This window comes from Cohnella abietis, assembly GCF_004295585.1.
Lineage (GTDB): Bacteria > Bacillota > Bacilli > Paenibacillales > Paenibacillaceae > Cohnella > Cohnella abietis.
Genome location: NZ_AP019400.1, coordinates 4,403,177 through 4,426,662 on the forward strand (window position 1 = coordinate 4,403,177; position 23,486 = coordinate 4,426,662).

General features: G+C 44.8%; 21 protein-coding genes. 9 read left to right on the forward strand and 12 right to left on the reverse strand.

The annotated features are described in order from the left end of the window. Window positions 1-52: 52 nt before the first annotated feature. Window positions 53-1,228 carry an amidohydrolase gene (locus tag KCTCHS21_RS19330; protein ID WP_130612051.1) on the reverse strand — a complete coding sequence of 392 codons (1,176 nt, stop codon included), beginning with the start codon at window positions 1,226-1,228 and terminating at the stop codon, window positions 53-55. Between the two features lie 202 nt (window positions 1,229-1,430). Between KCTCHS21_RS19330 and KCTCHS21_RS19335 the strand changes: the two genes are divergently transcribed. Together KCTCHS21_RS19335 and ftsW are read left to right on the forward strand one after the other, a co-directional pair. Next, window positions 1,431-1,775 carry a YugN family protein gene (locus KCTCHS21_RS19335; RefSeq protein WP_130612053.1) on the forward strand — a complete coding sequence of 115 codons (345 nt, stop codon included), beginning with the start codon at window positions 1,431-1,433 and terminating at the stop codon, window positions 1,773-1,775. Between the two features lie 19 nt (window positions 1,776-1,794). Next, on the forward strand, window positions 1,795-2,976 hold the full coding sequence (ftsW, locus tag KCTCHS21_RS19340; protein WP_130612056.1) for a putative lipid II flippase FtsW: 1,182 nt from the start codon (window positions 1,795-1,797) through the stop codon (window positions 2,974-2,976). Window positions 2,977-3,036: 60 nt separating this feature from the next. Here the strand turns inward: ftsW and KCTCHS21_RS19345 are convergent, their stop codons facing one another. Beyond that, window positions 3,037-3,414, reverse strand: coding sequence for an Asp23/Gls24 family envelope stress response protein (locus KCTCHS21_RS19345; protein ID WP_130612059.1), 378 nt, complete (start codon window positions 3,412-3,414; stop codon window positions 3,037-3,039). 192 nt (window positions 3,415-3,606) lie between these two features. On the opposite strand from KCTCHS21_RS19345, the gene cax reads away from it, so the two are divergent. Further along, on the forward strand, window positions 3,607-4,668 hold the full coding sequence (gene cax, locus KCTCHS21_RS19350) for a calcium/proton exchanger (protein WP_130612062.1): 1,062 nt from the start codon (window positions 3,607-3,609) through the stop codon (window positions 4,666-4,668). Between the two features lie 466 nt (window positions 4,669-5,134). Here the strand turns inward: cax and KCTCHS21_RS19355 are convergent, their stop codons facing one another. The 5 genes from KCTCHS21_RS19355 to KCTCHS21_RS19375 form a co-directional block, all read right to left on the reverse strand. Further along, a complete protein-coding gene (locus tag KCTCHS21_RS19355) occupies window positions 5,135-5,425 on the reverse strand; it encodes an Fpa/YlaN family protein (RefSeq protein WP_130612065.1) in 291 nt (96 codons plus the stop codon). Window positions 5,426-5,634: 209 nt separating this feature from the next. Further along, window positions 5,635-5,874, reverse strand: a complete 240-nt coding sequence (locus KCTCHS21_RS19360) for an HPr family phosphocarrier protein (protein WP_130612068.1) — start codon at window positions 5,872-5,874, stop codon at window positions 5,635-5,637. A gap of 84 nt (window positions 5,875-5,958) precedes the next feature. Continuing rightward, entirely contained in the window at window positions 5,959-7,074 is a 1,116-nt protein-coding gene (locus tag KCTCHS21_RS19365) for an aminopeptidase (protein ID WP_130612071.1), read from the reverse strand. Window positions 7,075-7,096: 22 nt separating this feature from the next. After that, entirely contained in the window at window positions 7,097-7,987 is an 891-nt protein-coding gene (locus tag KCTCHS21_RS19370) for a hypothetical protein (RefSeq protein WP_130612074.1), read from the reverse strand. Between the two features lie 801 nt (window positions 7,988-8,788). After that, window positions 8,789-10,768, reverse strand: coding sequence for a diguanylate cyclase (locus KCTCHS21_RS19375; RefSeq protein WP_130612077.1), 1,980 nt, complete (start codon window positions 10,766-10,768; stop codon window positions 8,789-8,791). A 324-nt stretch (window positions 10,769-11,092) separates the two neighbouring features. On the opposite strand from KCTCHS21_RS19375, the gene rpsD reads away from it, so the two are divergent. From rpsD to KCTCHS21_RS19395, 4 genes are all read left to right on the forward strand, one after another. Beyond that, the gene (gene rpsD / locus KCTCHS21_RS19380; protein ID WP_130612080.1) at window positions 11,093-11,692 is read left to right on the forward strand and encodes a 30S ribosomal protein S4; all 600 of its coding nucleotides are present in this window, start codon (window positions 11,093-11,095) and stop codon (window positions 11,690-11,692) included. Between the two features lie 198 nt (window positions 11,693-11,890). Next, complete coding sequence (locus tag KCTCHS21_RS19385) at window positions 11,891-12,115, forward strand: DUF1450 domain-containing protein (protein ID WP_130616593.1); 225 nt, start codon at window positions 11,891-11,893, stop codon at window positions 12,113-12,115. Between the two features lie 62 nt (window positions 12,116-12,177). Further along, window positions 12,178-12,684, forward strand: a complete 507-nt coding sequence (locus KCTCHS21_RS19390) for a ferritin (RefSeq protein ID WP_130612083.1) — start codon at window positions 12,178-12,180, stop codon at window positions 12,682-12,684. A gap of 315 nt (window positions 12,685-12,999) precedes the next feature. Continuing rightward, complete coding sequence (locus KCTCHS21_RS19395; RefSeq protein WP_130612086.1) at window positions 13,000-16,110, forward strand: penicillin-binding protein 1A; 3,111 nt, start codon at window positions 13,000-13,002, stop codon at window positions 16,108-16,110. 87 nt (window positions 16,111-16,197) lie between these two features. Here KCTCHS21_RS19395 and acsA read toward each other — a convergent pair whose 3' ends face one another. Further along, complete coding sequence (acsA, locus tag KCTCHS21_RS19400; protein ID WP_130612090.1) at window positions 16,198-17,955, reverse strand: acetate--CoA ligase; 1,758 nt, start codon at window positions 17,953-17,955, stop codon at window positions 16,198-16,200. A 213-nt stretch (window positions 17,956-18,168) separates the two neighbouring features. Between acsA and KCTCHS21_RS19405 the strand changes: the two genes are divergently transcribed. Together KCTCHS21_RS19405 and KCTCHS21_RS19410 are read left to right on the forward strand one after the other, a co-directional pair. Beyond that, complete coding sequence (locus tag KCTCHS21_RS19405) at window positions 18,169-18,801, forward strand: GNAT family N-acetyltransferase (protein ID WP_130612093.1); 633 nt, start codon at window positions 18,169-18,171, stop codon at window positions 18,799-18,801. Beyond that, window positions 18,802-20,016 carry an acetoin utilization protein AcuC gene (locus tag KCTCHS21_RS19410; RefSeq protein ID WP_130612096.1) on the forward strand — a complete coding sequence of 405 codons (1,215 nt, stop codon included), beginning with the start codon at window positions 18,802-18,804 and terminating at the stop codon, window positions 20,014-20,016. A gap of 643 nt (window positions 20,017-20,659) precedes the next feature. Here KCTCHS21_RS19410 and KCTCHS21_RS19415 read toward each other — a convergent pair. The 4 genes from KCTCHS21_RS19415 to KCTCHS21_RS19430 all read right to left on the reverse strand — a co-directional run bounded on the left by KCTCHS21_RS19415 (window position 20,660) and on the right by KCTCHS21_RS19430 (window position 23,455). Next, window positions 20,660-21,361, reverse strand: a complete 702-nt coding sequence (locus KCTCHS21_RS19415) for a 5'-methylthioadenosine/adenosylhomocysteine nucleosidase (RefSeq protein ID WP_130612099.1) — start codon at window positions 21,359-21,361, stop codon at window positions 20,660-20,662. A gap of 88 nt (window positions 21,362-21,449) precedes the next feature. After that, the gene (ccpA, locus tag KCTCHS21_RS19420; RefSeq protein ID WP_130616594.1) at window positions 21,450-22,463 is read right to left on the reverse strand and encodes a catabolite control protein A; all 1,014 of its coding nucleotides are present in this window, start codon (window positions 22,461-22,463) and stop codon (window positions 21,450-21,452) included. 130 nt (window positions 22,464-22,593) lie between these two features. Further along, window positions 22,594-22,953, reverse strand: coding sequence for a bacillithiol system redox-active protein YtxJ (gene ytxJ, locus KCTCHS21_RS19425; RefSeq protein WP_130612102.1), 360 nt, complete (start codon window positions 22,951-22,953; stop codon window positions 22,594-22,596). Between the two features lie 91 nt (window positions 22,954-23,044). Next, window positions 23,045-23,455 carry a TraR/DksA C4-type zinc finger protein gene (locus KCTCHS21_RS19430; RefSeq protein WP_130612105.1) on the reverse strand — a complete coding sequence of 137 codons (411 nt, stop codon included), beginning with the start codon at window positions 23,453-23,455 and terminating at the stop codon, window positions 23,045-23,047. Window positions 23,456-23,486: the final 31 nt, after the last annotated feature.

Consider the following 23,486-nt stretch of genomic DNA (forward strand, 5'->3'; position numbering starts at 1 on the left):
TATGAGTTTGAGCAAGTTTGAAAATGGACCTTTTAGTACAAAGTAGGCTTTCTTATCGGGCTTCCTTAGCCGCATCGTCTGATACAGCAATTAGGAGCTTTGCCGCAATAAGCATTGCCCGCTCATCTATATCGAACATAGGATGATGATGTGGTGGCGATGCACCGTCCTGTAAGCCTGCACCTACGAAAAAGAAGCAACCGGGACGCTGCTCTAGGTAATAAGCGAAATCTTCCCCAGCCATAATCTGATCGCAAGGTCCTTGATCCGTTTCCGGTAACCATTCGGATATGATGCGAAGCACCCTACCCGCCTCATTCACATCGTTCACAACTGGAGGATAGCCTTCCACATACTTCAGGGTAAACTCACACCCATACATCTCGCATGTGCTCTTCACAATTTCCTCGAGCCTTCTTCTAGTAAGGCTCCTAACTTCCTTATTAAAGGACCGAACCGTTCCACTTAGCTTACATCTCTCCGCAATAACATTATTCGCGGAACCTGCATTAAATCTTCCTACTGATACGACAGCAGCATCTAAAGGGTTAACGCTTCGCGAAACAATCGTTTGGAGAGCCATAACCAGAGAGGATCCGACCACAAGCGCATCCTTACATTGATGAGGAAGGCCACCGTGGCCTCCTTTACCGATAATTTCAATCTCAAACTCATCCGGAGTAGCCATAAACGCACCAGGACGTGTTGCAGCCGTACCATAGGGCATTGGTGCCCAGAGGTGAATGCCATAGATACAATCTACGCCCTCAAGAGCACCCTCTTCGATCATGCGTATAGCGCCGCCAGGCAATACTTCCTCGCCTGGCTGGAAAATAAAAATTCTTGTTCCCACCATTTCATTCTGGTGAAGGCTATAATATCGGGCTATAGCTAGCAGTTCAGACGTATGTCCATCGTGACCGCAAGCGTGCATTACACCAGGAACAGTGGAAGAATATGAACTGTTCTTGGCATCCTGAATCGGTAGGGCATCTATATCTGCTCTAAGCGCTATCGTGCGCCCTGGTAATTTCCCAACTAGCTTAGCGATAACTCCAGTCCCGGCAACGCCACGCCGGACTTCAAGTCCCCAGGATGACAATAAATTAGCAATCATAAGAGATGTTTGGTGTTCTTCGAAGCTTAGCTCTGGGTACTGATGTAAATGACGGCGCCAAGTCACCATATCATCGTATAGCGACAGCAGTGTCTGTTCATGAACTGTCATGATGACGCCTCCCTTAACGTGCTCTGTTTATTGTACTATTGTATCAGAAAGAATGCCCTCACGTAACCTTGCCTACCTACAGTAGGAGATAAATGTCAATGAACGTTCTAACTTGGGACGGTTGTGGGCTTGCAGAAGGTTCGTAAACCGTCTATCATGTAATGGAACAATGCTTGTTTGACCTTCCAAAGGAGGATTATCAATGTTACTCGACAATACAGGATTAAACGGAATGCGCAGCGACCTTGGACATTTGGACGAATCCGGAGACAAATTAGGCTTCGTACGTTGGCAGTGGGAATATCGCCGTGCTACATATGATCTTAAGCTGCATGATCGCACGAACGGGCAAGATTACTTCTTACGCATTACGACTAGGGCTATAGAAGGAAAGCTTGAGAATCCGGATGCCATACTTGAAGTGGAAGCGGTCTATATTGGTCGCGCTACCTTCCCTCATGGCTTAGATTATGAATCACCAATTCCCCAACCGATTTTGAATGCCGCAACGCAGCGTACACAGGATTTAAAAAAGCTGCTTTCTTGACGGCACGGAGGAAACAGAGATGAAGACTCTGGAAAGCAAACAGCGAGGCACACCTGATTTTCTGTTGCTTATTCTAACGCTTCTTCTCGTGGCTTTCGGACTAATTATGGTATTCAGCGCCAGCTCCAGCATGGCAGTATCTAAATCCGTATATAACAATGACGCTCTATATTTTGTGAAGCGTCAATTAATATGGGTCGGGTTAGGTACGTTCGTCATGCTGGTCATGATGAATATCCATTTCCAGAGGTTTAAGAAGCTATTTAAGTTATTTTTCATCGGAACACTCGTTCTGCTTTTTCTTGTTGCTATTATTGGTGTTGAGAAAAATGGAGCGAAAAGCTGGATCGAAATTGGTAGCTTTAGCTTGCAACCGACTGAGTTTGCCAAGCTAGCTATCATTTTATATTTAGCAGCCATTATTGCTAAGAAAGATGAGAAGTTCCGCGAATTCAAGCGCGGATTGCTTCCCGTCATGATCGTAGTAGGCTTTTTTGCTTTCTTGATCATGCTCCAGCCTGACTTCGGCTCCTGTGCCATACTCGTCATGTGCGCATCTGCCATGATGATCGCTGGCGGCTCGAATTTGAAGCATGTTCTATTGTCTGCAGGAGTATTGCTCGGTCTTGCAGCACTTGGGACAAGCTTTTATTTTCTCATTAACGACAATGCCAGCTTCGGGTTTCGGGGTGCACGCTTTACCGCTTTTCTGGACCCTCTCGCGGATCAGCAGGCGACAGGTTATCATCTAACCCGTTCTCTTGAAGCATTTGGTCATGGAGGCTTCTCCGGAGCAGGACTTGGCCATAGCGTGCAGAAGCTCTTTTACTTACCTTATGCTTATAATGACTTTATCTTTGCCGTCATTGGGGAAGAGCTCGGTTTTATCGGGACGACTTTGTTTATCTTGTTCTTTATTATATTTCTCTGGAGAGCGCTAATCGTCTCCCTTCGATGCCCTGATATTTATGGCACTCTAGTTGGCGTAGGTTTAGTATCGCTAATCTCCATCCAAGCGCTAATCAATATGGGAGGCGTTAGTGGCGCCATTCCTATTACAGGTGTCACTTTACCCTTCGTTAGCTATGGTGGATCCTCTATGCTAACGTTGCTAATGGGCATGGGAGTACTGCTTAGTATATCAAGAGAGTATAATCGTGTAGAAAAAGAACAAACTGCCCCTTTTTCCAAGCAAGGCTAAAAAAAACGTGACCAAGCTGCTTTATAAATCAGCTTGGTCACGTTTTTTAGTTGATAAGGCCTATTTTACTCGATGTGCCTCTTCTGTTTCGTCATCCTTGAATGCTACGCCTTCAACCTTAACGTTCACTTCAACAACGTTAAGTCCAGTCATATTCTCAACCGCTTCTCGGACATTATCCTGCAGTCGGCGCCCAACCTCTTGAATCGGAATACCATATTGCACTACGATTCTTAGATCAATGGCTGCCTCTACTTGCCCAACCTCTACGGACACACCCTTCTGAGCGTTACGTCCACTAAGTCGTTTGGCCAAGCCTTCCGAAATTCCGCCCGACATAGCGGCGACTCCGGGTGTCTCTAATGCCGCTAATCCTGCAATGGTAGCGACTACATCATCTGAAATACGAATTAAACCTTGCTGCTGCTCTTCCGTCATGGCGGCTCACTCTCCCGAACCTAGTATGTTTCCATTGTAAAGGATGAATAAGCGAGAAGCAACCGAAAGGATTGCCAGCATATCCCACTCTTTATTTTATCTAAATATGTACGTTTACTTCATAATACTTATTGGGTATAGTAGGAAATGCTAAATCTGCATTCTAAAATTGCCAGCTGATGGGGTGTCAGTATGATGAAAAAAATGTTTTTCCCTTTATTAATCTTTACTTTTGCGCTTAGTGCTCTATCTCATTTCATGAAATGGGGAGCAGAAATTGAATTCGCGTTAGCTGGCTTAGCGATTTTATTCGCTGCGGGTCTTCTCGGTAAAGCGACCGAATCAGTTGCGCATTACGCAGGACAGCGGCTTGGAGGATTTCTTAACGCCACATTTGGCAACGCGGCCGAGCTCATTATTGCGATCTTCCTGATCAAAGAAGGATTGTTCGACATTGTTAAAGCCAGCTTGACCGGAGCAATTATCGGTAACCTGCTTCTAGTCCTCGGAGCAAGCGCATTAATAGGTGGTATAAAATTTAAAGAGCAGAAATTCAACGTTCACCTCGCTGGCCAGAATGCTTCCTTAATGCTGCTTGGCATTATTGCCCTCTTCATCCCAGCAATCTTCGTCAAAACAGAGCATATTTCTACAGAAAATACGCTGACGATTAGTATCATTGTTGCTGCTTTTCTTATTTTCGCCTACCTAGGGTGGTTGGTCTACTCCATGTTCACGCATAAAGACTTGCTAGAGGATCACGTAGATACGCAAGCCGATCATGGTGAAGTAGCCGCATGGTCACGTGGAAAGTCCATTTTCTATCTCGTTGTCGCTACAGTAATGGTCGCATTCATTAGTGAATGGCTCGTACATACGCTTGACACGTTCTCCTCGCGCTTTGGGCTTTCCGAATTATTCGTGGGTGCATTTGTAGTCGCGATAGTCGGCAACGCCGCTGAGCACAGCGCAGCGGTTATGCTTGCTCTGAAGAACAAGATGGGCGCCGCAGTAGAGATCGCTGTTGGCAGCAGTCTACAAATCGCTTTGTTCGTAGCTCCTGTCCTCGTATTCATCAGCCTGCTCTTCGGAGATGGAATGAATTTAATATTCTCTACGATAGAGCTTGCCGCTATCGGCGTTGCAGTACTGATTGCCACCTCTATTTCTCGAGACGGCGCAACAACATGGTTTGAGGGAAAGCTGCTGCTTATCGTCTACGTCATTCTGGGCGTTTCCTTCTACTTCGTGTAATTTAAAGCTTCAGAACCATTAACAGGCCAAGCAAAAACGTTGAAAGCCATCCTTCACGGCGTTCAACGTTTTTGTCGGAGTGACGATGCATATGCCAACGAACCCCGCAACTCTTATTTACTCAAAATGTAATACTTTTATTTTGTAAACTCCAAGCACTTTATATCCAGCAAAGTAGCTTCGTTCCTCCTAAATATGACTCATTAACGCCGCTGAAGTTCGTTTAGAAATTAAAAGGAGTCATTTTATCGGTAATAAGCACGATGCGGTTCGTTAGCCAAGACACACATTTCCCTCTTGTGTGCGGGATACGGGATGTGGTGCCGGAATGTGGGACGCGGACTCGGGGTATGGAACGCAGGAGACGGAACGCGGGATGCGGGAGACAATGGTATGTGGTACTCATTATGTGATTTCATACTTTCTGATAGGCGAAAAAAAGAAGAGAAGCAACCCCATCGGGTTGCTACTCTTCTTTTCTTTCTAATGCCTCGTATAAAATCGCCAGATTCCGTTCCAGCTGACTTATTAACCATTTCCCCGCGCCTTCTTCAACTAATCCTGTCCTTACCGCGAAATCAACCGCTCTCGAGAAGCCATACATCTGGGTGTCCAGTACTTCCTCATATAGCGGGCATTTGCGGGTTGTCAGGTTCTCCATCTGGATGGCGATTAATTTCTCAATTTTATCGGCATCTTCCTGAAGAAGACGTGCTGCCTTTTGATTCAGATCGATGATTGTGTCCGATGCTGCCATTCCCACTCCCCCTGTGCCCAAACTCCCAATAAAAAACGCTCAGTTGCGTCAATGTTAAAACTTTAACTCCACGACTTGTCTAGCTATCACTTTTATATTAGACGATATTGGACAGAAGTACAAGATCACGTCGCCCCGTATTTACGAAAAAAACACCTCAACTATAGTTGAGGTGTTTTTTTAACCCATATTTTCTCTGAATTGTCTTACTATTCCACAACTTTAACGTTCAAGCTGTGCTTAGCGAAAATTTCACCAAGTTCCTTCTTCGCTTCGTCAGCATCAGGTCCATGAACATGAAGCTCATACGAAAGGTTGCCCACTAGCGTAGTGAACAGTCCCAGAATACTTTTTACATCAATGTACTTACTTTCCGCTTGAAGAACGATAGAAGAACGGTATTTGTTAGCTGCTTGGGACAATTCTACAATAGCCGCATTGTTCGACATAGGATACCCTCCTAAATTTTAGGCATTTAGATTTCTTTCACATCATACCTTGTTCCCCCAAATTCACGCAAGGGGGAATATACACTATTTCAAGGAATCAGGATTGAGCCCTTCTAATTCAGGAATAACGAAAATACCATCTTTTCGAATTAATACATCGTCAAAATAAACCTCACCACCACCATATTCAGGCCGCTGGATGAGCACAAGATCCCAGTGTATGGAGGAACGGTTTCCATTATCGGTTACCTCGTAGGCTTGCCCAGGGGTGAAGTGCAGGCTACCTGCAATCTTCTCGTCAAACAAAGTATCTTTCATCGGATGCAAAATATAAGGATTAAAGCCTAAGCTGAATTCACCAATATAACGAGCCCCTTCATCACTGTCTAGGAGAGCATTGATTCGATCCGTATCGTTAGCGGTTGCTTCAACAATTTTACCGTTCTCGAATGTGAATTTTACATTTTCATAAGTAAAGCCATTATATACACTTGGAGTATTGTAAGAGATTGTACCGTTTACCGAGTCACGAACCGGACAAGAATACACTTCCCCATCTGGAATATTCCTTTCCCCAGAACACTTCTGCGCTCCAATACCTTTTATAGAAAAGTTCAGATCTGTCCCCGGCGCAACAATTCTTACTTTATCTGTTTTACTCATCAGTTCCTGCAGCGGGTCCATGGCACGATCCATTTTCCCATAATCAAGGTTACAAACATCAAAGTAGAAATTCTCGAATGCTTCCGTGCTCATATTCGCCAACTGGGCCATCGATGCATTCGGATAGCGTAAAATAACCCACTTAGTTTTCTTGACTCTCTGCTCCATGTGAACGGGATGACGATGAATCCGATCATATGATTTCATTTTATTAGCAGGAACATCGGCAAGCTCGTTCACGTTTTCACCCGCACGAATACCTATGTAGCCTTGCATCTTCTTCATTCTCTCCAAATCATAAGCTGCCCAGGTTGCCAATTGCTCATCAGTTGAGTTATTAAGTAGCGTGCGAGTTACGGAACGATCCTCAATCTCGATAAATGGGTTACCACCTAGCTTAGCCACTTCTTCAATAAGACATTTCAACAATTCTCTCTCTGAACCAATCATCTCGATAAGAACATTATCGCCTGGCTGTACCTTGATAGAGTAACCTGCCAAATTGGCAGCTAATTTTTGCAGACGCGGATCTCTCATCGTTATTTATCTCCTTTGTGCATTATTGCTTCGTTTTCTTACTTATTGTACCATCTTGAGTATTGTGGAGGAAATTCGTTTTCGATAACCGCATCTCTTGGAGCGCCTTTCCTTCCCAGCTATAAGTCAAAACCGTCTCTTCTCTTAATTGCTTGGGAAACCAATTTTTCGAATTTGCTGTCCAGTAGCATGTCGTCTTCACCTTTAACGTCGATAAAGCCGCCTCCAGCCGTTTGTTGGCCTTACCGAGTATTTTCTCAGCCCCCGTAGAATCGCCGCCCAGAAGGCCGCTCTCGCGCCTCAGAAGCGCAAATTCCTCCCTAAGCCCTTCAACTATCCGTTCCCTTGCCACTGCATCGTCCAATTTGATTTGAAAATTGACGTTTTGTGACAAAATTGCCGGTTTAGCATAAGAAATTACAGCGGTTTTACCGCTCAAAGATTTTAGTAGCTGTAATGGCTGGTAAGCTGTCATGTTTTCGGTAGTTGCGGAGGAGGACTCGGCGTAAGGAGCAGCATTCTTAATGGTACTGGGCGAATTATTGGAGGCGTTATTAGGTGCAGGGTTTGACTCACTGTTAGAAGCAATATTGGATGCTTTCCAGCTGAGCTTCAAATTTCCATGGGAAGTCACTTCCCCTTCATAGGCTGCTTTTTTTCCGACAAAGCCTGCCGGATCCACAACGGAAATTTCTCCATCGATGCTATAATTTTCACTTCCCGATAAAGCGGATGCTGACAAAGCAAATGCTTCCTCCGCTGACATTGATTTTGTTGAAGCTGTACATCCTTGCAAGAAGATCACTAGCAACATGACTCCGCCAAATAAACTACGCAAGCTATTCTCATTCCGCACATTACCACCCCTTTTGTCCGTATCGTCTCCCTTTTCTCCGTCTATATGCACAAACAAACGAAAAGCCCCTCTCAGAAGCTAAATCTTCCTTCAAACAGACCTCTCCCAGGTCCGTTACTCGAAATATTCGTACACCTCCCTACAATCGTGCCTCCTCGCAGTCGCGTTACTCGAAATCTTCGAACATCTCCCTTCAAACAGGCCTTCTCCCAGGTCCATTGCTCGAAATTTTCGTACACCTCCCTACAATCGTGCCTCCTCGCAGTCGCGTTACTCGAAATTTTCGTACACCTCCCATCAAACTGGCCCTCTCCCAGGTCCGTTACTCGAAAATTTCGTATACCTGCCTACAATCCTGCCTCCTCGCAGTCACGTTACTCGAAATTTTCGTACACCTCCCATCAAACTGGCCTTCTCCCAGGTCCGTTACTCGAAAATTCCGAACACCTCCCTACAATCGTGCCTCCTCGCAGTCGCGTTACTCGAAATTTTCGAGCATCTCCCTTCAAACAGACCTCTCCCAGGTCCGTTACTCGAATTTTTCGTACACCTCCCTACAATCGTGCCTCCTCGCAGTCGCGTTACTCGATATTTTCGTACATCTCTCTTCATACAAGCCTTCTCCCAGGTCCGTTACTAGTAATTTTCGAACACCTTTTACAATCCTGCCTCCTCGCAGTCGCGTTACTCGAAATTTTCGTTCACCTCCCATCAAACTGCCCCTCTCTCAGGCTTTCACTTACCGCAATCGATAAACATGGCGCTAGACTGCCCCATTTTCTAATTGAAAAACACAAAAAGCTCACCCAAAGTCTGACGACTTCAAGCAAGCTCCCGTTTTTACCCGTTAGTACCCGTTTATCCAACTACAATACAATTTCGTCCATGATGCTTAGCTTCGTACAACGCCATGTCCGCTTTGTAGAACAATGACTCTACACTGACCCTGTCATCAATTACTCGCCATTCTGAAATACCGCAGGAAACTGTAACCTTAGGATTAGTTTCTGTTTCAACCCGATACCGAATCCTTTCCGCGACTCTTTCAGTTTGATCAAGATTAAGCAATGGCAAGTAAATCGCCAGCTCTTCTCCACCCCAACGTGCGGCAATATCACTATCCCGAATCGACGTGCGAATAATTCCACTTACTTGAATGAGGATGTCATCCCCAACCTGGTGACCAAAAGTATCATTAATTTTTTTGAAATGATCAATGTCAACTACAATAAGCGACCCGGAGCTGTCCTTAACCTGTTTTCTGCGAATTCTCTCGTTCAAGTAATGGCGTGCATACAGACCAGTTAGATTATCGGTAATGACCATTCTCCTAACTTCAGCATGAAGCGTTGCATTAGACATAGCGAGCCCAAGGTGCGCTGATAGCACCTGAAGCAGCTTGTAATTGTCATAGGAGTAATGATTAGCCTCGGCCTTCGTAATTAACACAGCCCCAATTACCTCACCATTAAGCAGCAATGGTGACGCTAAAAGTGAGCGAGAGTTCGTAATGTCCATCAGCTTAGAAGATACAGGAGTAGCTGAGCAGTAATCTGATAAAATAATCGGTTCCTTCGTAGACCACATGACGCCGCAGAAACCATATTCGTATGGATAGGTTTCTCCAATCATCTCTTCCACGTTAGACGACATGACAACAAATTCATGTGACGTGGAATCAACCTGAAGGATACAGCAATAATCGGACTTAAATATATTCAACAATTCCGCAGAAGCAAACTGCATCGTATCCGACAGCTTTAAGCTACTATTAAGCCTCTGAGTCAACTCGTTAATAAGGCGTAACTCACCGACTAGAATATTCGCTTGCTCGTGAAGCTTCGCCTTCTCAAAAGCAGCTCCAGCAGCTCCAGCTAACATCGTCAAGAAACTGATGTCCGCATCATCGAATACATGCTCCGGCAAATCCAACCGTAGCACTCCGTAAACACCCTGCTTCCCTGATAGCGGAAGCGCAAGCTGATGTCGCCCAACAGATCGTTCCTCGCGAATTTGTCCGTCTACAAACGCAGACTTACATAGATCCATGTCATTCAGATGGAAGGCCAACGGCTTAACTTTCTCATTCGGACTGTTGTAATCCTGAGACAAAAACAAGTCCGCCTTACATATTGGGTAGAGCTTTTCAAGGCTATCAAGCACCTCGGACAACACATTCTCAACATCGATATGATCATTCAGCCTACGCATTACATCAAACAAAATATCTCTACGGCTCTCTTCTTTCTTCGAGAGCTTCTGATCTCTTAGTAGACCACCAACGAAGAGGTTTTCAAAATGTCGATACATACAGCTACGTATATGTAACGCAGCAGCCTGTAGCAACTTAAGATCTCCAGCTTGAGCTGTCCCCGCCGGAAGCAGACATGCGACGATAGCGCATGGAAATCCCGCAGTACGCGTAAAAATAGGAACAGCAATCGAATCAAACGCTTTAAATCTAGGATGATGGTGCTCCTCAGCACGCATTAATGTAGGACGACAAGTTTCAAGAGCCGTGTTAGCGGCATTAGGACCTATAATCTCTCTATTCCATGAAACAGGAAGTGACTCATTGTCTTCTACTAATCCGTCGAGTGATATACTCGTTCCATCTGGATGAAGCAATATTAATTGGCCGTCTAACCAAGGAAATCCATCTGCTTCCTCTTGCCAATCTGCGAAGCTACTTACCAGTAAAGCATGGATGTACGGGAGGTCCGCTTCTGTAAAGTCCTGCTTCTGCAGCCAATGAGGCAACTGCTGGCGGGTGCGGGATGGATTCTTGATATCCTCCAGTAATTCCTGGTGCTGCTGCGTTTTTCTCTTATTGACCATGCCCGACACCTCCGCCCCCGATGTCCTCTCTTTCTTTAACTATACAATGAAACAGTGAATTTTGCACTAGGTTCTAATAAGTCCATAGGCTTATAACCTTATTTTTTCAAAAATAAAATAAGAGCTCTACTCTTGACATTTGTGTACAGTTTCATATAATATAACTTGTTGAATACTGGGCTTAGCTCTTGTGACACCCTCTCGGACAAACCACCAGTCGGCTGCGGCTGAACATCCCTCTGGAACCGATTAATCGGTTATGGTGAAATCCGCGCAACGAAACCCATTTTCAAAACTTTATTTTGAAAAAGGAGTTTTTCAATCATGTCAAGATATACAGGTCCTAAGTTCAAGTTAAGTCGCCGTCTTGGAGTTTCTCTAAGCGGGTCGGGCAAAGAATTAAAGCGTGCTTTCCCTCCAGGTCAGCATGGCGCTAACCAACGCCGCAAAATCAGCGGTTACGGTATGCAACTACAAGAAAAACAAAAATTGCGTCACATGTATGGTTTGAACGAGAAGCAATTCCGCAACTTGTTCGATCGTGCATCCAAGCAACAAGGTATCGCGGGCGAGAACTTCCTGTTCCTGCTTGAGAGCCGTCTCGACAACCTCGTTTATCGTCTTGGATGGGCTAACTCCCGTTACGGTTCCCGCCAATTGGTTTCTCACGGTCACGTGACTGTCAATGGCAAGAAAGTCGACATCGCTTCCTACCTTGTACAAGTTGGCGACATCATCGGTCTTCGTGAGCGTAGCCGCTCCCTGAAGTCGATCAAAGAAGCTTCAGAAGGCCGTCATCACTTGCCGGGCTACGTTGAATTCGATGCTAACGCAATGGAAGGTAAGTATGTTCGTCTTCCAGATCGTGGCGAGTTAACTCAAGACGTTGACGTTAAACAAATCGTTGAGTTTTACAGCCGTTAATTTTAACGGAAAACAGACCACTCCAGCTCTAAGCTGGGGTGGTTTTTTTGTGTTATTCAGAATGTATAAGTTTCGCTATCTAAAAGGCAGCGATAGCTGTTTATGCATGATTTTTTTCTTCATTCCCCATTGACAATGATAATGAGAATTAATATCATCAAAGACAGAAATCAAATTTTCCACGAAAGCTGGTCCGGCATGAGGAAAATTAAATATTGCTGCAGAAATTTTAAGCACGGGTCCAAAGACGTTTACAAAACGCTAAAGGCCGAGTTTCCAGATATGAAGCAAAAGAAAAAAGATTGCCTAGGCGAATGCAAGCTTTGCACTAAGCAATGTATGGTCTTAATAGGTAAAACAGACATCATTCTGGCCCCCTCCCCTCAAATTCTTTACGAAAAAATAAAACACCGGATAGGATGACCCGTTTATTTGTGTTACAATTTGGGTATATTCTAGTGATCACCAAGGGAGTGAATAGCCACATGTTAAATGAATCTCTAAGTAAATCCTTAAATGATCAACTCAATTTCGAGCTCTATTCTGCTCATGTTTATTTGGCTATTGCTGCGTATTGTTCAGGTGAGAGCCTGGATGGATTCGCTAACTTCTTTATGGTTCAAGCAGAAGAAGAGAAATTTCATGCTATGAAAATTTACAAATTTCTAAACGATCGTGGCCAGCGCGTCACAATGGCGGGAATGGATACGCCGAATAACGAGTATTCTTCCATCTTAGATGCCTTTGAGCACGCGTATGAGCATGAGATAGAGGTTACACGCCGGATCTATCACCTATCTGATCTAGCACTGAATGACCGGGAGCATGCTACAATGCAGTTTTTAAAATGGTTTGTTGATGAGCAAGTTGAAGAAGAAGCTATGTTCGATAGCATCATCAACAAGCTTAAACGTATTGACAAGGATAGCAACGCCTTCTTCATGATGGATGCGGAATTCGCTCTGCGCAGCTTCACCCCCCCTGCTCTATAAGAGATGAGCTCGCGGATTTCTATACCTTTTATTAATGGCTGGGCAGACAAAGTCTGCATCCAGCCATTTTTGTGTGTTTTTAATAAAAAATCATATTAAAAGCATACTTTTTTTACATCTTAGAATGAGATTTACAAATTTTATATAACATATTTTTTAACGATGCTCTATCGAAAAAATCCATATCTACCAATAATGATATCGCTTTCATGATCTTATAAATATTTAGCTTGGCTATAGTCCTCCTATTGAGAGGAAGTCAGACAATGGGTAAATGTGCTATAATAGTTCTGTTTGTTGAAGGAGGCTTTCTTAATGACGAATACTAAACAACCCCCTTCCGAGCCAAAGCCTAAAGGCGAAGGCTTCAAGACAGCGGGGAAGATTGCAGGTTTCACCGTACTCTGGCTCATCTTGTTCGGATTGCTTGCCGGACTTGTAGGCGTAGGTGCGGTAACTGGATACATTGCTTCATTAGTACACGATGATCCGATACGTAGCCAAAAATTAATTGAACAGAAAATCAATGAAAATGCAATTACAGGTTTTGTCTATTTTAATGACAATACTCCTATCGGGCAATTACGCACTGAAGAAGATCGCCGCCCAGTTACATATGACCAAATCCCATCTATTATTATCGATGCTGTTGTCTCAATAGAAGATAAAAACTTCGAAACGCATAACGGTGTCGATACGAATGGCTTATTACGCGCAGTTAAGCAGCAATTGCTGAACGAAAGCGTACAAACCGGAGGTAGTACGATTACCCAACAGCTGGCACGGCGCGTGTTCTTGAATTTGGATCAAACATCCAGTCGTAAAGCCAAAGAAATATTCTTGTCACTTAGGCTCGAACAATTTCTAAGCAAACCGCAAATTATTACGGCCTACTTAAATAAAGTTCCTTATGGCAACGGTTCATCCGGATATCAGTTGTTCGGTATTAAGGCTGCTGCCAAAGGTATATTCGGCATTGATAAATTAGAAAAACTAAACATCGCCCAAGCTGCTTATTTAGCAGGGGTACCTCAATTGCCATCATTATATTCCGCCTTTAACGGTAAAGGCGATTTTAACGAGAAAAACTTCAAGCGTGCGGTTAACAGGCAGAAGCTAGTTCTTAATCGTATGCTGGAGGAAAAAAAGATCACTAAGACAGAGCTTGATGAAGCGCTAGCGTTCGATCTATATGCTTCCCTGGCCAAGCCTAGTGAGAAAGCCTACAATACCTATCCGTACCTAATGCTTGAAGTAGAACGTCAAGCAGCTGAAATATTGGTGCTTCAGCAGAACCCTGAGCTTACTCCTGCAGATTTGAAAAAGAAGGCAAACAACGCCCTTATCGAAGAGGCACGTGGTCAGTTACTGCGCAATGGGTATAAAGTAAAGACTACCATTGATAAAAAGGTGTACAACCTTATGCATAAGGTTGCTGAGAATCCGGATAACTTTGCTCCTGACCATCCCGTTAAAGGTGTCGAACAAATATCAGCAGTTATGATCGATCAGAAAACTGGTGCTATATTGGGTATGATCGAAGGACGCGACTTTCATATCGAGCAGATGAACTTCGCAACTCAGATGGTTCGACAGCCCGGCTCTGCCATGAAGCCGATAGCTGCTTACTTGCCTGCTATTGATAAGGGACTTATTCAGCCCGCAAGTGTTCTTGATGATTCACCTATCATTCTAAAGAACGGAAACAGCGGTTATCATATTCCGAAAAACTCTAATAATCGTTACTCAGGTCTAGTAACCGCTCGTCAAGCGCTTAACAATTCTTACAACATTCCTGCTTTGAAAATTTTCTTAGATAAGGTGACCATTAAGGACTCATGGGCATTTGCCCGTTCGCTCGGAATTACTACACTAGTTAAAGAGGATGATCAATCCCAAACAGGAGTAATCGGGGGATTAAAGTACGGGGTTTCTGTTGAAGAATTAACCAATGCCTATGCAGCCATCGCTAACAAGGGTGTATACAATGACTCCTACTTAATCGAGAGTATTCGTGATGCCGATAATAAAATAGTGTACAAGCATGAGCCTGCTCCAAAACAAATCGTTTCCGAGCAATCGGCTTATCTCATGACCGACATGCTGCGCACAGTTGTTACGAATGGTACAGCAACATCCATTATGTCACAATTCAAAAACTACAAAACCATCCCTGTAGTCGGTAAAACAGGAACAACTCAAAACTATAGTGATGTATGGTTTCAAGGATACACTCCCGATATCACTTTAGGAGTATGGTCCGGGTATGAGAAGGTCATCCATACTCTATCCACTGATAGTCACAGTCGAGCTCGATCCATATGGGCTAAAATAATGAACGAGGTTTCGGAAGCTAAGCCTGAGCTATTCCCAACTAAGACTTTTGAGAAGCCAGAAGGCATTGTATCTATGACCGTATCCAGTGTTAGCGGTAAGCTGCCAACCGAATTAACTAGGGCAGCTGGCAAGCTTGTGACCGATATCTTTAACCGTAAATTCATTCCGACTGCGGAAGATGATGCACTCGTCAGGGTTAAATATATTTCTTACAATGGCGTAAACTATTTGCCACAGTCCGAAACACCTGAAGATTTCCTACGTGAATCTGTCATGGTCGTTCGCGAATCGCCGCTCGATAAGCTTATCGAGGAGCTTCAGGCGAAGCTTGCAAAAGTATCCGCTCAATCTCGTAAATCACTTTCCTACTATTTACCGAAGGATGCAGCCGAAAGCGCGCCTTCAAAAATCGATCCACGAGTCGATGATGGTGCTGCTCCGAGTCCTCCAGCTCATATTACGGTGGAATCGGTAGGCAACACGGCGCGGATTACCTTCTCGCCTTCTATGCAGACGGACGTTGTCGGGTACAGACTTTACGCTTCTGTCGATGGTGGTGTGTTCCAGAAGATTGAGGCTTCCGTACCAACTGGTGACGAAACAAAATTCACCAGCTCTATTGCATCAAACCATTCCTATGTGTATTACGTCACAGCAGTTGATGTTGCAGGCAACGAATCAGTGCCAAGCGAGAAAATTTCAAGCGACGGCGGGCAAGGCGGCGGAGATCCTCTTTTTCCTAATGGAGAAACTCCAGTAGACAATACTGATCCAGTAATTCCAAGTAACCCGGGTAACCCAGGAAACGTTAGCAAAAATCCTACGGCGCCAACTGGACTAAACGCTCAAGGAACAGAAATCGGCGTAACACTTTCTTGGAATTCAAATTCCAGCGGTGATGCTGTAACACAATATCAAGTGTGGTACAGCACTACTGAGCAGGGAAAATATAAGCTGTTAGGATCAACAGAATTAACAGCTTTCGAGTACATCGCTCCTATGTCAGCTGGATGGTATCGTATCGTTGCTATAAACGCTTCAGGAGAGTCACCCCCTACTAGTTCGGTAGAGGTGAAATCAAAAGCTTAGATCGACTTTACCAGCTTCTGAATATACTAAAAAAAGTGATGCCTCAGGAAATTTCCTGAAGCATCACTTTTTTTGTACCGTTTCGTTCTAATCTTCAATCGTGGACAAGTCACCTGTTGGCAAGTTTAGCTCCCAGGCTTTAAGCACCCTACGCATAATTTTACCGCTACGGGTTTTTGGAAGCTTGTCTTTGAATTCGATTTCGCGCGGAGAGGCATGGGCAGACAGCCCTTCCTTCACAAACTTGGAAATATCCGCTTTTAGCTCATCAGAAGGCGTGAAGCCTTCACGGAGAGAAATGAATGCTTTAATTATTTCACCACGTAGAGGATCAGGTTTACCAATGACACCCGCCTCTGCTACAGCAGGATGCTCAACGAGCTTGCTTTCTACCTCGAAGGGACCTACACGCTCACCAGACGTATTAATAACATCATCGATACGTCCTTGGAACCAGAAATAACCTTCTTCATCCTGATAAGCGGAGTCTCCAGATACATACCATCCTGGGATGTGGAAGTACTCAGCATACTTAGTTGGGTTGTTCCATATCGTGCGCATCATAGATGGCCACGGAGTCTTAATCGCCAGATTACCCATCCGGAACGGCGGAAGCTCGTTGCCTTGATCGTCTATGATTGCCGCTTGAACGCCAGGTATAGGACGTCCCATAGAGCCAGGTTTGATTTCCATGCTTGGATAGTTACAGATGAGCTGACCACCTGTTTCTGTCATCCACCATGTATCATGGATGCGTTGTCCGTATATTTTATTACCCCAACGAACAACCTCAGGGTTAAGCGGCTCTCCAACGCTTAGTACGTGTCGTAGGCTGGACAGATCGAACGATTTAACAACATCGTCTCCTGCTCCCATTAACATGCGGAAAGCTGTTGGTGCGCTATACCACACCGTTACTTTATATTTCTGTATCGTTGAATACCAATCCTGTGGGCTGAACCTTCCGCCGCGAACAACATTAGTAACGCCATTCAGCCATGGTGCGAAAATACCATATGAAGTTCCCGTTACCCAGCCCGGATCAGCCGTACACCAGTAAATATCGTCTTCCCTTAGGTCAAGAACGACTCTTCCAGTGTGATAGTGCTGAAGCATAGCATTCTGAACGTGGAATACTCCCTTAGGCTTTCCAGTTGAACCAGAGGTATAATGAAGAATAAGGCCGTCTTCCCGGTCAAGGAAAGTGAGTTCTGCTTCCTCAGAAGCGTCCACCATTGCGGAACGATAGTCAACAATTCCATTACCGGCTTCTATGTTATCACCGTAAACGATGACTTGCTTCAGATCCGGCAATTCAGCTCGTGGTACACGCGGGAGTAAGGATGGTGTCGTGACGATAGCAACTGCTCCACTATCCAGCAAGCGATCCCTTACGGCCGTTTCCATGAATGCCTCAAATAAAGGTCCAACTACTGCTCCTACTTTGAGCGCTCCGAATAAAGCGAAATACAATTCAGGAGTACGAGGCATAAAAATAAAAACACGATCGCCTTTATTCACACCTAATCCGCGCAAAATATTGGCGAATTTGTTGGATTGCCTCGACAGTTCCGCGAAGGTATAGCTTTCTTCTCGCGAGTTATCACTGTAGTGTAACGCGATTTTGTCACCGCGACCATCGACTACATGGCGATCAATCGCTTCGTAAGCCATGTTAACCTTACCTGTTGTGGCCCATGAGAATTGGTTCTCTACATCTGCCCACTTAAAGCTTTCTACAGCATCTTCATACGATTGCATGTTAGATACGGTAGCTGTAACTTCTAATTTCTCATCTGATTGAAACGTCACGATTACATCACCTTCCCATTGGAATGCCGACATCCGAGTCCGAATGCGCTTTCATTATATTGAAATATTTGTATATCTACCTTTGACATTATACCACAGTGAGTGTGCGCTAGGCATAGGGGGAAAGCACTTTTTCTACTGCAAAAGGGACATTTTTCCTTAGTCGCCCCTCAAATCTGTTTCTTCCACTTTCAAAATTGGTGTATAATGGACTTCGAAGTTCTAATAGGCTGAAGGGAGAACGGCATGGAGCATATCAAGTCTTATGTCCGCAATCCGATAGAACGACACGGTCGGTCTATTATTGTTGAAGGCCCCGTAAGTCCTGAGGTATTAAAAAGCCTAACTCTGCATCCGAAGCTGGATGCATTTCGGAGACCGAAAGACCAGCATGAAGCATTGGTTGAGATTGCAGGGCTGCCAGAAGGCAGAATAATTATTGCTAGAGAAGAAAATGAGATCGTCGGCTACGTAACCTTCCACTATCCAGATGAGATGGAACGCTGGTCTGAGGGTGGCATGGAAGACCTAGTAGAGCTTGGAGCCATAGAAGTTGCGGATGAATACCGTAATTTCGGGCTAGGGAAAGCGCTTATTTTTACTTCATTTGAAAATGGGCAATTGGATAATATGATCGTATTTACGACGGAATATTATTGGCATTGGGATTTGGAATCTAGCGGATTAAATGTATGGGAATATCGTGAGATGATGGAACGTCTTATGAAATCAGTCGGCATGGTATGGTTCGCGACTGACGATCCAGAAATCTGTGCCCATCCTGCCAATTGCCTAATGGTAACTATCGGAAAAGACGTACCCCTCTCATCCGTAGAACAATTTGATAGGGTTAGATTTCGGCAACGCTTCATGTACTAGATGAAAGGCAGGCGACCTTCTCTGTCCTCCAGAACGATTTGGATCAATAATGCAGCTTCCGGGCGTTATCTTTTTTCCGATGATCATCCCTTTCATCCCGTACGCCTGGAATTGACGGAAGATCTTCTACGTAAATGTGGAGCGCTGGATAATGTTCAAATGACAGCACCCTTCTCGCAGGAAGAAGCCGAGAGAGCCATCCGGAATATTCATCGGAAGGATTATATGGATACCGTTAACGCTCTAAGCACTCATAACCCTAGCCCGCATATCATTAGCCTTGCAGAGCAGTATGGCCTTGAAGCTGATGGGGACACGCCATACTTCCCTGGGATGAATGACGCGGCTACAGCCATCACTGCGGGCTCGCTAGCGGCAGCTGACGCCGTCATGTCGGGGCGTGCGGATCGCGCCTTACATTTGGGTGGCGGGCTCCATCATGCGTTCCCGCACCGCTCTTCGGGGTTCTGCGTGTATAACGATGCTGCTACAGCTATTTCCTATCTGCGTCAGCAATATAATGCACGGGTATTATACATCGACACAGACGTTCATCACGGAGATGGCGTTCAGTGGTTTTTCTACACGGATCCAGAGGTATTCACGCTCTCCATACATGAGACAGGCAAATTCCTTTTCCCTGGAAGCGGTTTCGTCCATGAGAGAGGCGACTCGTCAGGATACGGCGCTTGTCTTAACCTGTCGATGGAGCCCTATACCGAGGATGCCTCATGGCTTGATTGTTTTACACAGGCTGTGGAAAGCGTTGCCCTTTCCTTCCGACCTGACATTATCGTCAGCCAGCATGGCTGTGACGCTCATGCTTTCGATCCACTTGCTCACATTCAATGCAGCATGCAAATCTATCGCGAAATGCCGAGAATCATTCACGAGCTCGCAGATCGCCATACACAGGGCAAATGGGTAGCACTTGGCGGAGGAGGCTATGACCATTGGCGGGTCGTACCAAGAGCCTGGGGCATGCTATGGCTTGAAATGAGTCAGCACCCCCTGCTCTCTTCTATTGACTCGAACCCCCAAGGGGGGCTCCTCCCAGAGAACTGGCCTCTTATCCAAACAAATCTTAAATCAGAGTTTCCATTACCTACCACATGGCTGGACGATGTCGCCTCTTGGGAACCGATGCCAAGAAGAGCAGAGATAACCGCTAAAAATAAACAAATGCTTGAAGTAGCTCTGCAGCACGTTAGATGATTATGCTCTAATTGCAGCACTGGAATAACCAAGCATACACGTTGAACGCCGTCCTTTTGCGGCGTTCAACGTTTTTTTTGGCACCTTGCGCAGCTCCCCGCGCGAGGTGTAACGGTGCTTGATGGCTGTCAACCTCAAATGTCTGAGGTTATTCAGATATGGATCGCGAGACATATGGCTTACGAACTCAGTAACTCTTATTTGATCAAAAACTAATGGTTTTATATTTTAAAGAACTCCAGACATCTTATATCCACTAAAATAGCACCTTTCCCCCTATATTTACCTCAATAACGCTACTGGAGTTCGTAAGAAAAAATAAGTAGTCAATTTGTCGGTAATAAGCACAATAGGGTTCGTTAGCTAGGACACACCTTCCCTCTAGCATGTGCGATGCCGTAAGCGAGGTCGTAATCGGTATCCGGAATGTAGCGGGATGCGAGGTGCCGTAAGCAAGGTCGTAATTGGTTTGGGCAAAGTAGTGGAATGCGGCGGGGTGCGGTTGGATACGGTAGATAATAAACTGTCTAGCTTCTCTAAATAGGGTAATGGTTTTATACGTTCTTATATATTGCGTGAAAAGCCTTCAAAGCCATTGTAGCGATGGCATTGAAGGCTTTTTGTATGGCTATACTGCTTTGACTTACAACCCTTTTATCATCTCATCAACAATCGCAAAAGATCGATTAGCAGCTTCAATAGTGAACTCAGCAAAATTAACATCTGCTGATCCATCGGCTTTATCAGACATAGAACGGATAATAACGTGCGGAATGTCGTTCATGAAGCATACTTGTGCAACCGACGCCCCTTCCATTTCCGTACAAGCGCCGCCTAGCTCCTCATATAATCCCTTTACTATAGCACGGTCAGCAATAAACTGATCTCCTGACAATACCTTACCTGTTATACATCGACCCGGAAATACCCTCTGGCCCGCTTCCTCAGCCAATTGAATAAGTCTACTATCAGCCGGATATTCCGAAACATCCTGATAGGGAATCGTACCTCGCGGGAAACCAAGCGGTGTAGCGTCCACATCATGCTGCAGGCTGCTTGAAGAAATGACAATATCGCCGATATTAAGCGTTGGATCGACTGCTCCCGCAACTCCGGTAAAAATGACAGCATCCGCACCGAAACGATCGATTAGAACCTGAGTGCAAACCGCTGCATTTACTTTACCTACACCAGAACGAGTTATGACGACCTTCCTGCCCTCAAACTCACCACGATAATAAGTAATGCCTGCATGCTGCTCACTCGCTTTATTATCCAATTTAGCAAGCAGCAATTTTATTTCCTCTTGCATTGCTCCGATAATGCCAATAGTTCCAAATGCCATGGTCACCTTCCCTTTCCAAGCCTCTAAATAAATAGCCCCGCATCGGTCATAAAAGAACCGTTACAGGGCTTACTATTTGTAAATAGGTTTATTTGCCTTTAGGACCTGTAACAGAACGACGAGTGATTAATTCGTGCGGCAATGTTACCTTAGCATTTTCTACCGTTTCCTTCTTCATCAGCTTCGTAAGAAGTCTCATGGATACCGCACCAATATCGTACATCGGCTGCGCAACCGTTGTTAGAAGAGGACGTACCATAGAGGAAATGCGACTGTTATCTACACTAATAACGGAAACATCCTCTGGGACGTTTAATCCAGCATCCTGGATGCAATGAATAGCTCCAATTGCCATTTCGTCCGTTGCCGAGAATATTGCCGTTGGACGCTCATTCAAATCAAGGAAATACTGCATGGCATCGATACCCGATTCATACTTGTAATTTCCAACGCGGACAAACTCTTCCCGATAGGGTAGACCCGCTTCTTCAATTGCGCGCTTATAGCCTTGATAACGTGCATAGCCGTTCGCTGGATCCTGCAAAGTACCGCTAATCATAGCAATCGAGGTATGACCCTCTTGAATCAGTCGGTTAACCGCATCAAAAGCAGCAGCTTCATGATCAATGTCCACGGATGGAATTGTAGACTTCTCATCAGTCGTCGCACAAAGCACGATTGGAACGTTAGAAGTCTTGAATGCTTGAACATGCTCTTCGGTCACTGCACCGCCCATGAATAGCAAGCCATCGACTTGTTTCTCCAATAGCGTGTTTATTACTCGAATCTCTTTGTCTTTGCGTTTATCCGCATTACAAAGAATAATATTGTAATGATACATATTAGCAATATCTTCGATTCCCCTGGCTACTTCTGCAAATATAGCATTAGCAATATCAGGGATAACAACACCGACCGTTGTTGTTTTCTTACTGGCTAGACCACGTGCTACCGCATTTGGTCGATAGCCGAGACGTTCAATAGCCTCGAATACTTTCTTGCGAGTTTGCGGCTTGACATTCGGATTGTTATTGACGACACGAGATACTGTCGCCATTGAAACCCCTGCTTCGCGTGCCACGTCGTAAATGGTTACCGTCACAATGATTCGCTCCAATGTTCGTGACCGGATGTTAAAAGCTTGTCCGGTCATGGATTATTAAGGTAATCATACGATAAATGCGTATGTTTAGCAATCTGACATGAGGTTTATACAAGATTTGAGCCTAAAATTACGAATTATTCGTAGGAGAACCCAGCTTATCGGATAAGAAAGCATAAGTAATATGCCAATGGGAAGTATCCCAAACCGGCTGTCCATCCTTAACTAGAATGGCTTGTGGGGAAGCATGCTTGATTCCCAATTGCTCGGCTATTGCATTACTAACAGGACGATCTTCAATCACATGCACAATTGCAAATTCGACCGGAGCTGTCTGTGCATCTTTAATATAATGCATAAATTCTTCATGCGCGCCTGCGCTAACGGAGCAGCTAGTACTGTGCTTGAAAACCAATAAAGGCTTATCTGAAGTTCCCTTAAGCGCATTATCCCACTGCTCTATTGTAGTTAATTGTTGGATATTTGTCATTTCATGCTGCCTCCTTCAAAATTCATATTACAATCGTATCAGAAAAAAGTTCCATTCGCAAAAAAAGGAGCTGATAGACCCATGGTTTAAGCTATGACACATTATGCCCGCTCAGTTGAGATAATCTACTATGTAGCTCCTTCTTCCATTCCTCATCCTGCAGCGACGTAGCAATCAACAACAGATCTAACAGCTGATTAACTCTTTCCTCCGCTGTTCTAGTGATAACAGAAGCCTGCAATGGATCTGAAAGATTGGATGCCTTGGACAGTACTCCTGCCCATTCATGCACCTGATCGAAGGGGATACTGCCCGGTGCTGGCTGGTTTCCCAATTTCCCGACCAATTTTCCAACGTCCTCTTTAACGCCAGGGAACACATCATTACGACCGCAGAAGGAACAATTATATACCGGAACATTGTTGATATTCACTTTTTTGGCGAAAATAACAGTGCGAAGCATGAGACTCATATCTCCTCCGCAAGAGCAGCGTTTAAGCACGGGATTCTCTCCTTATATTCAAAGAGCTTAC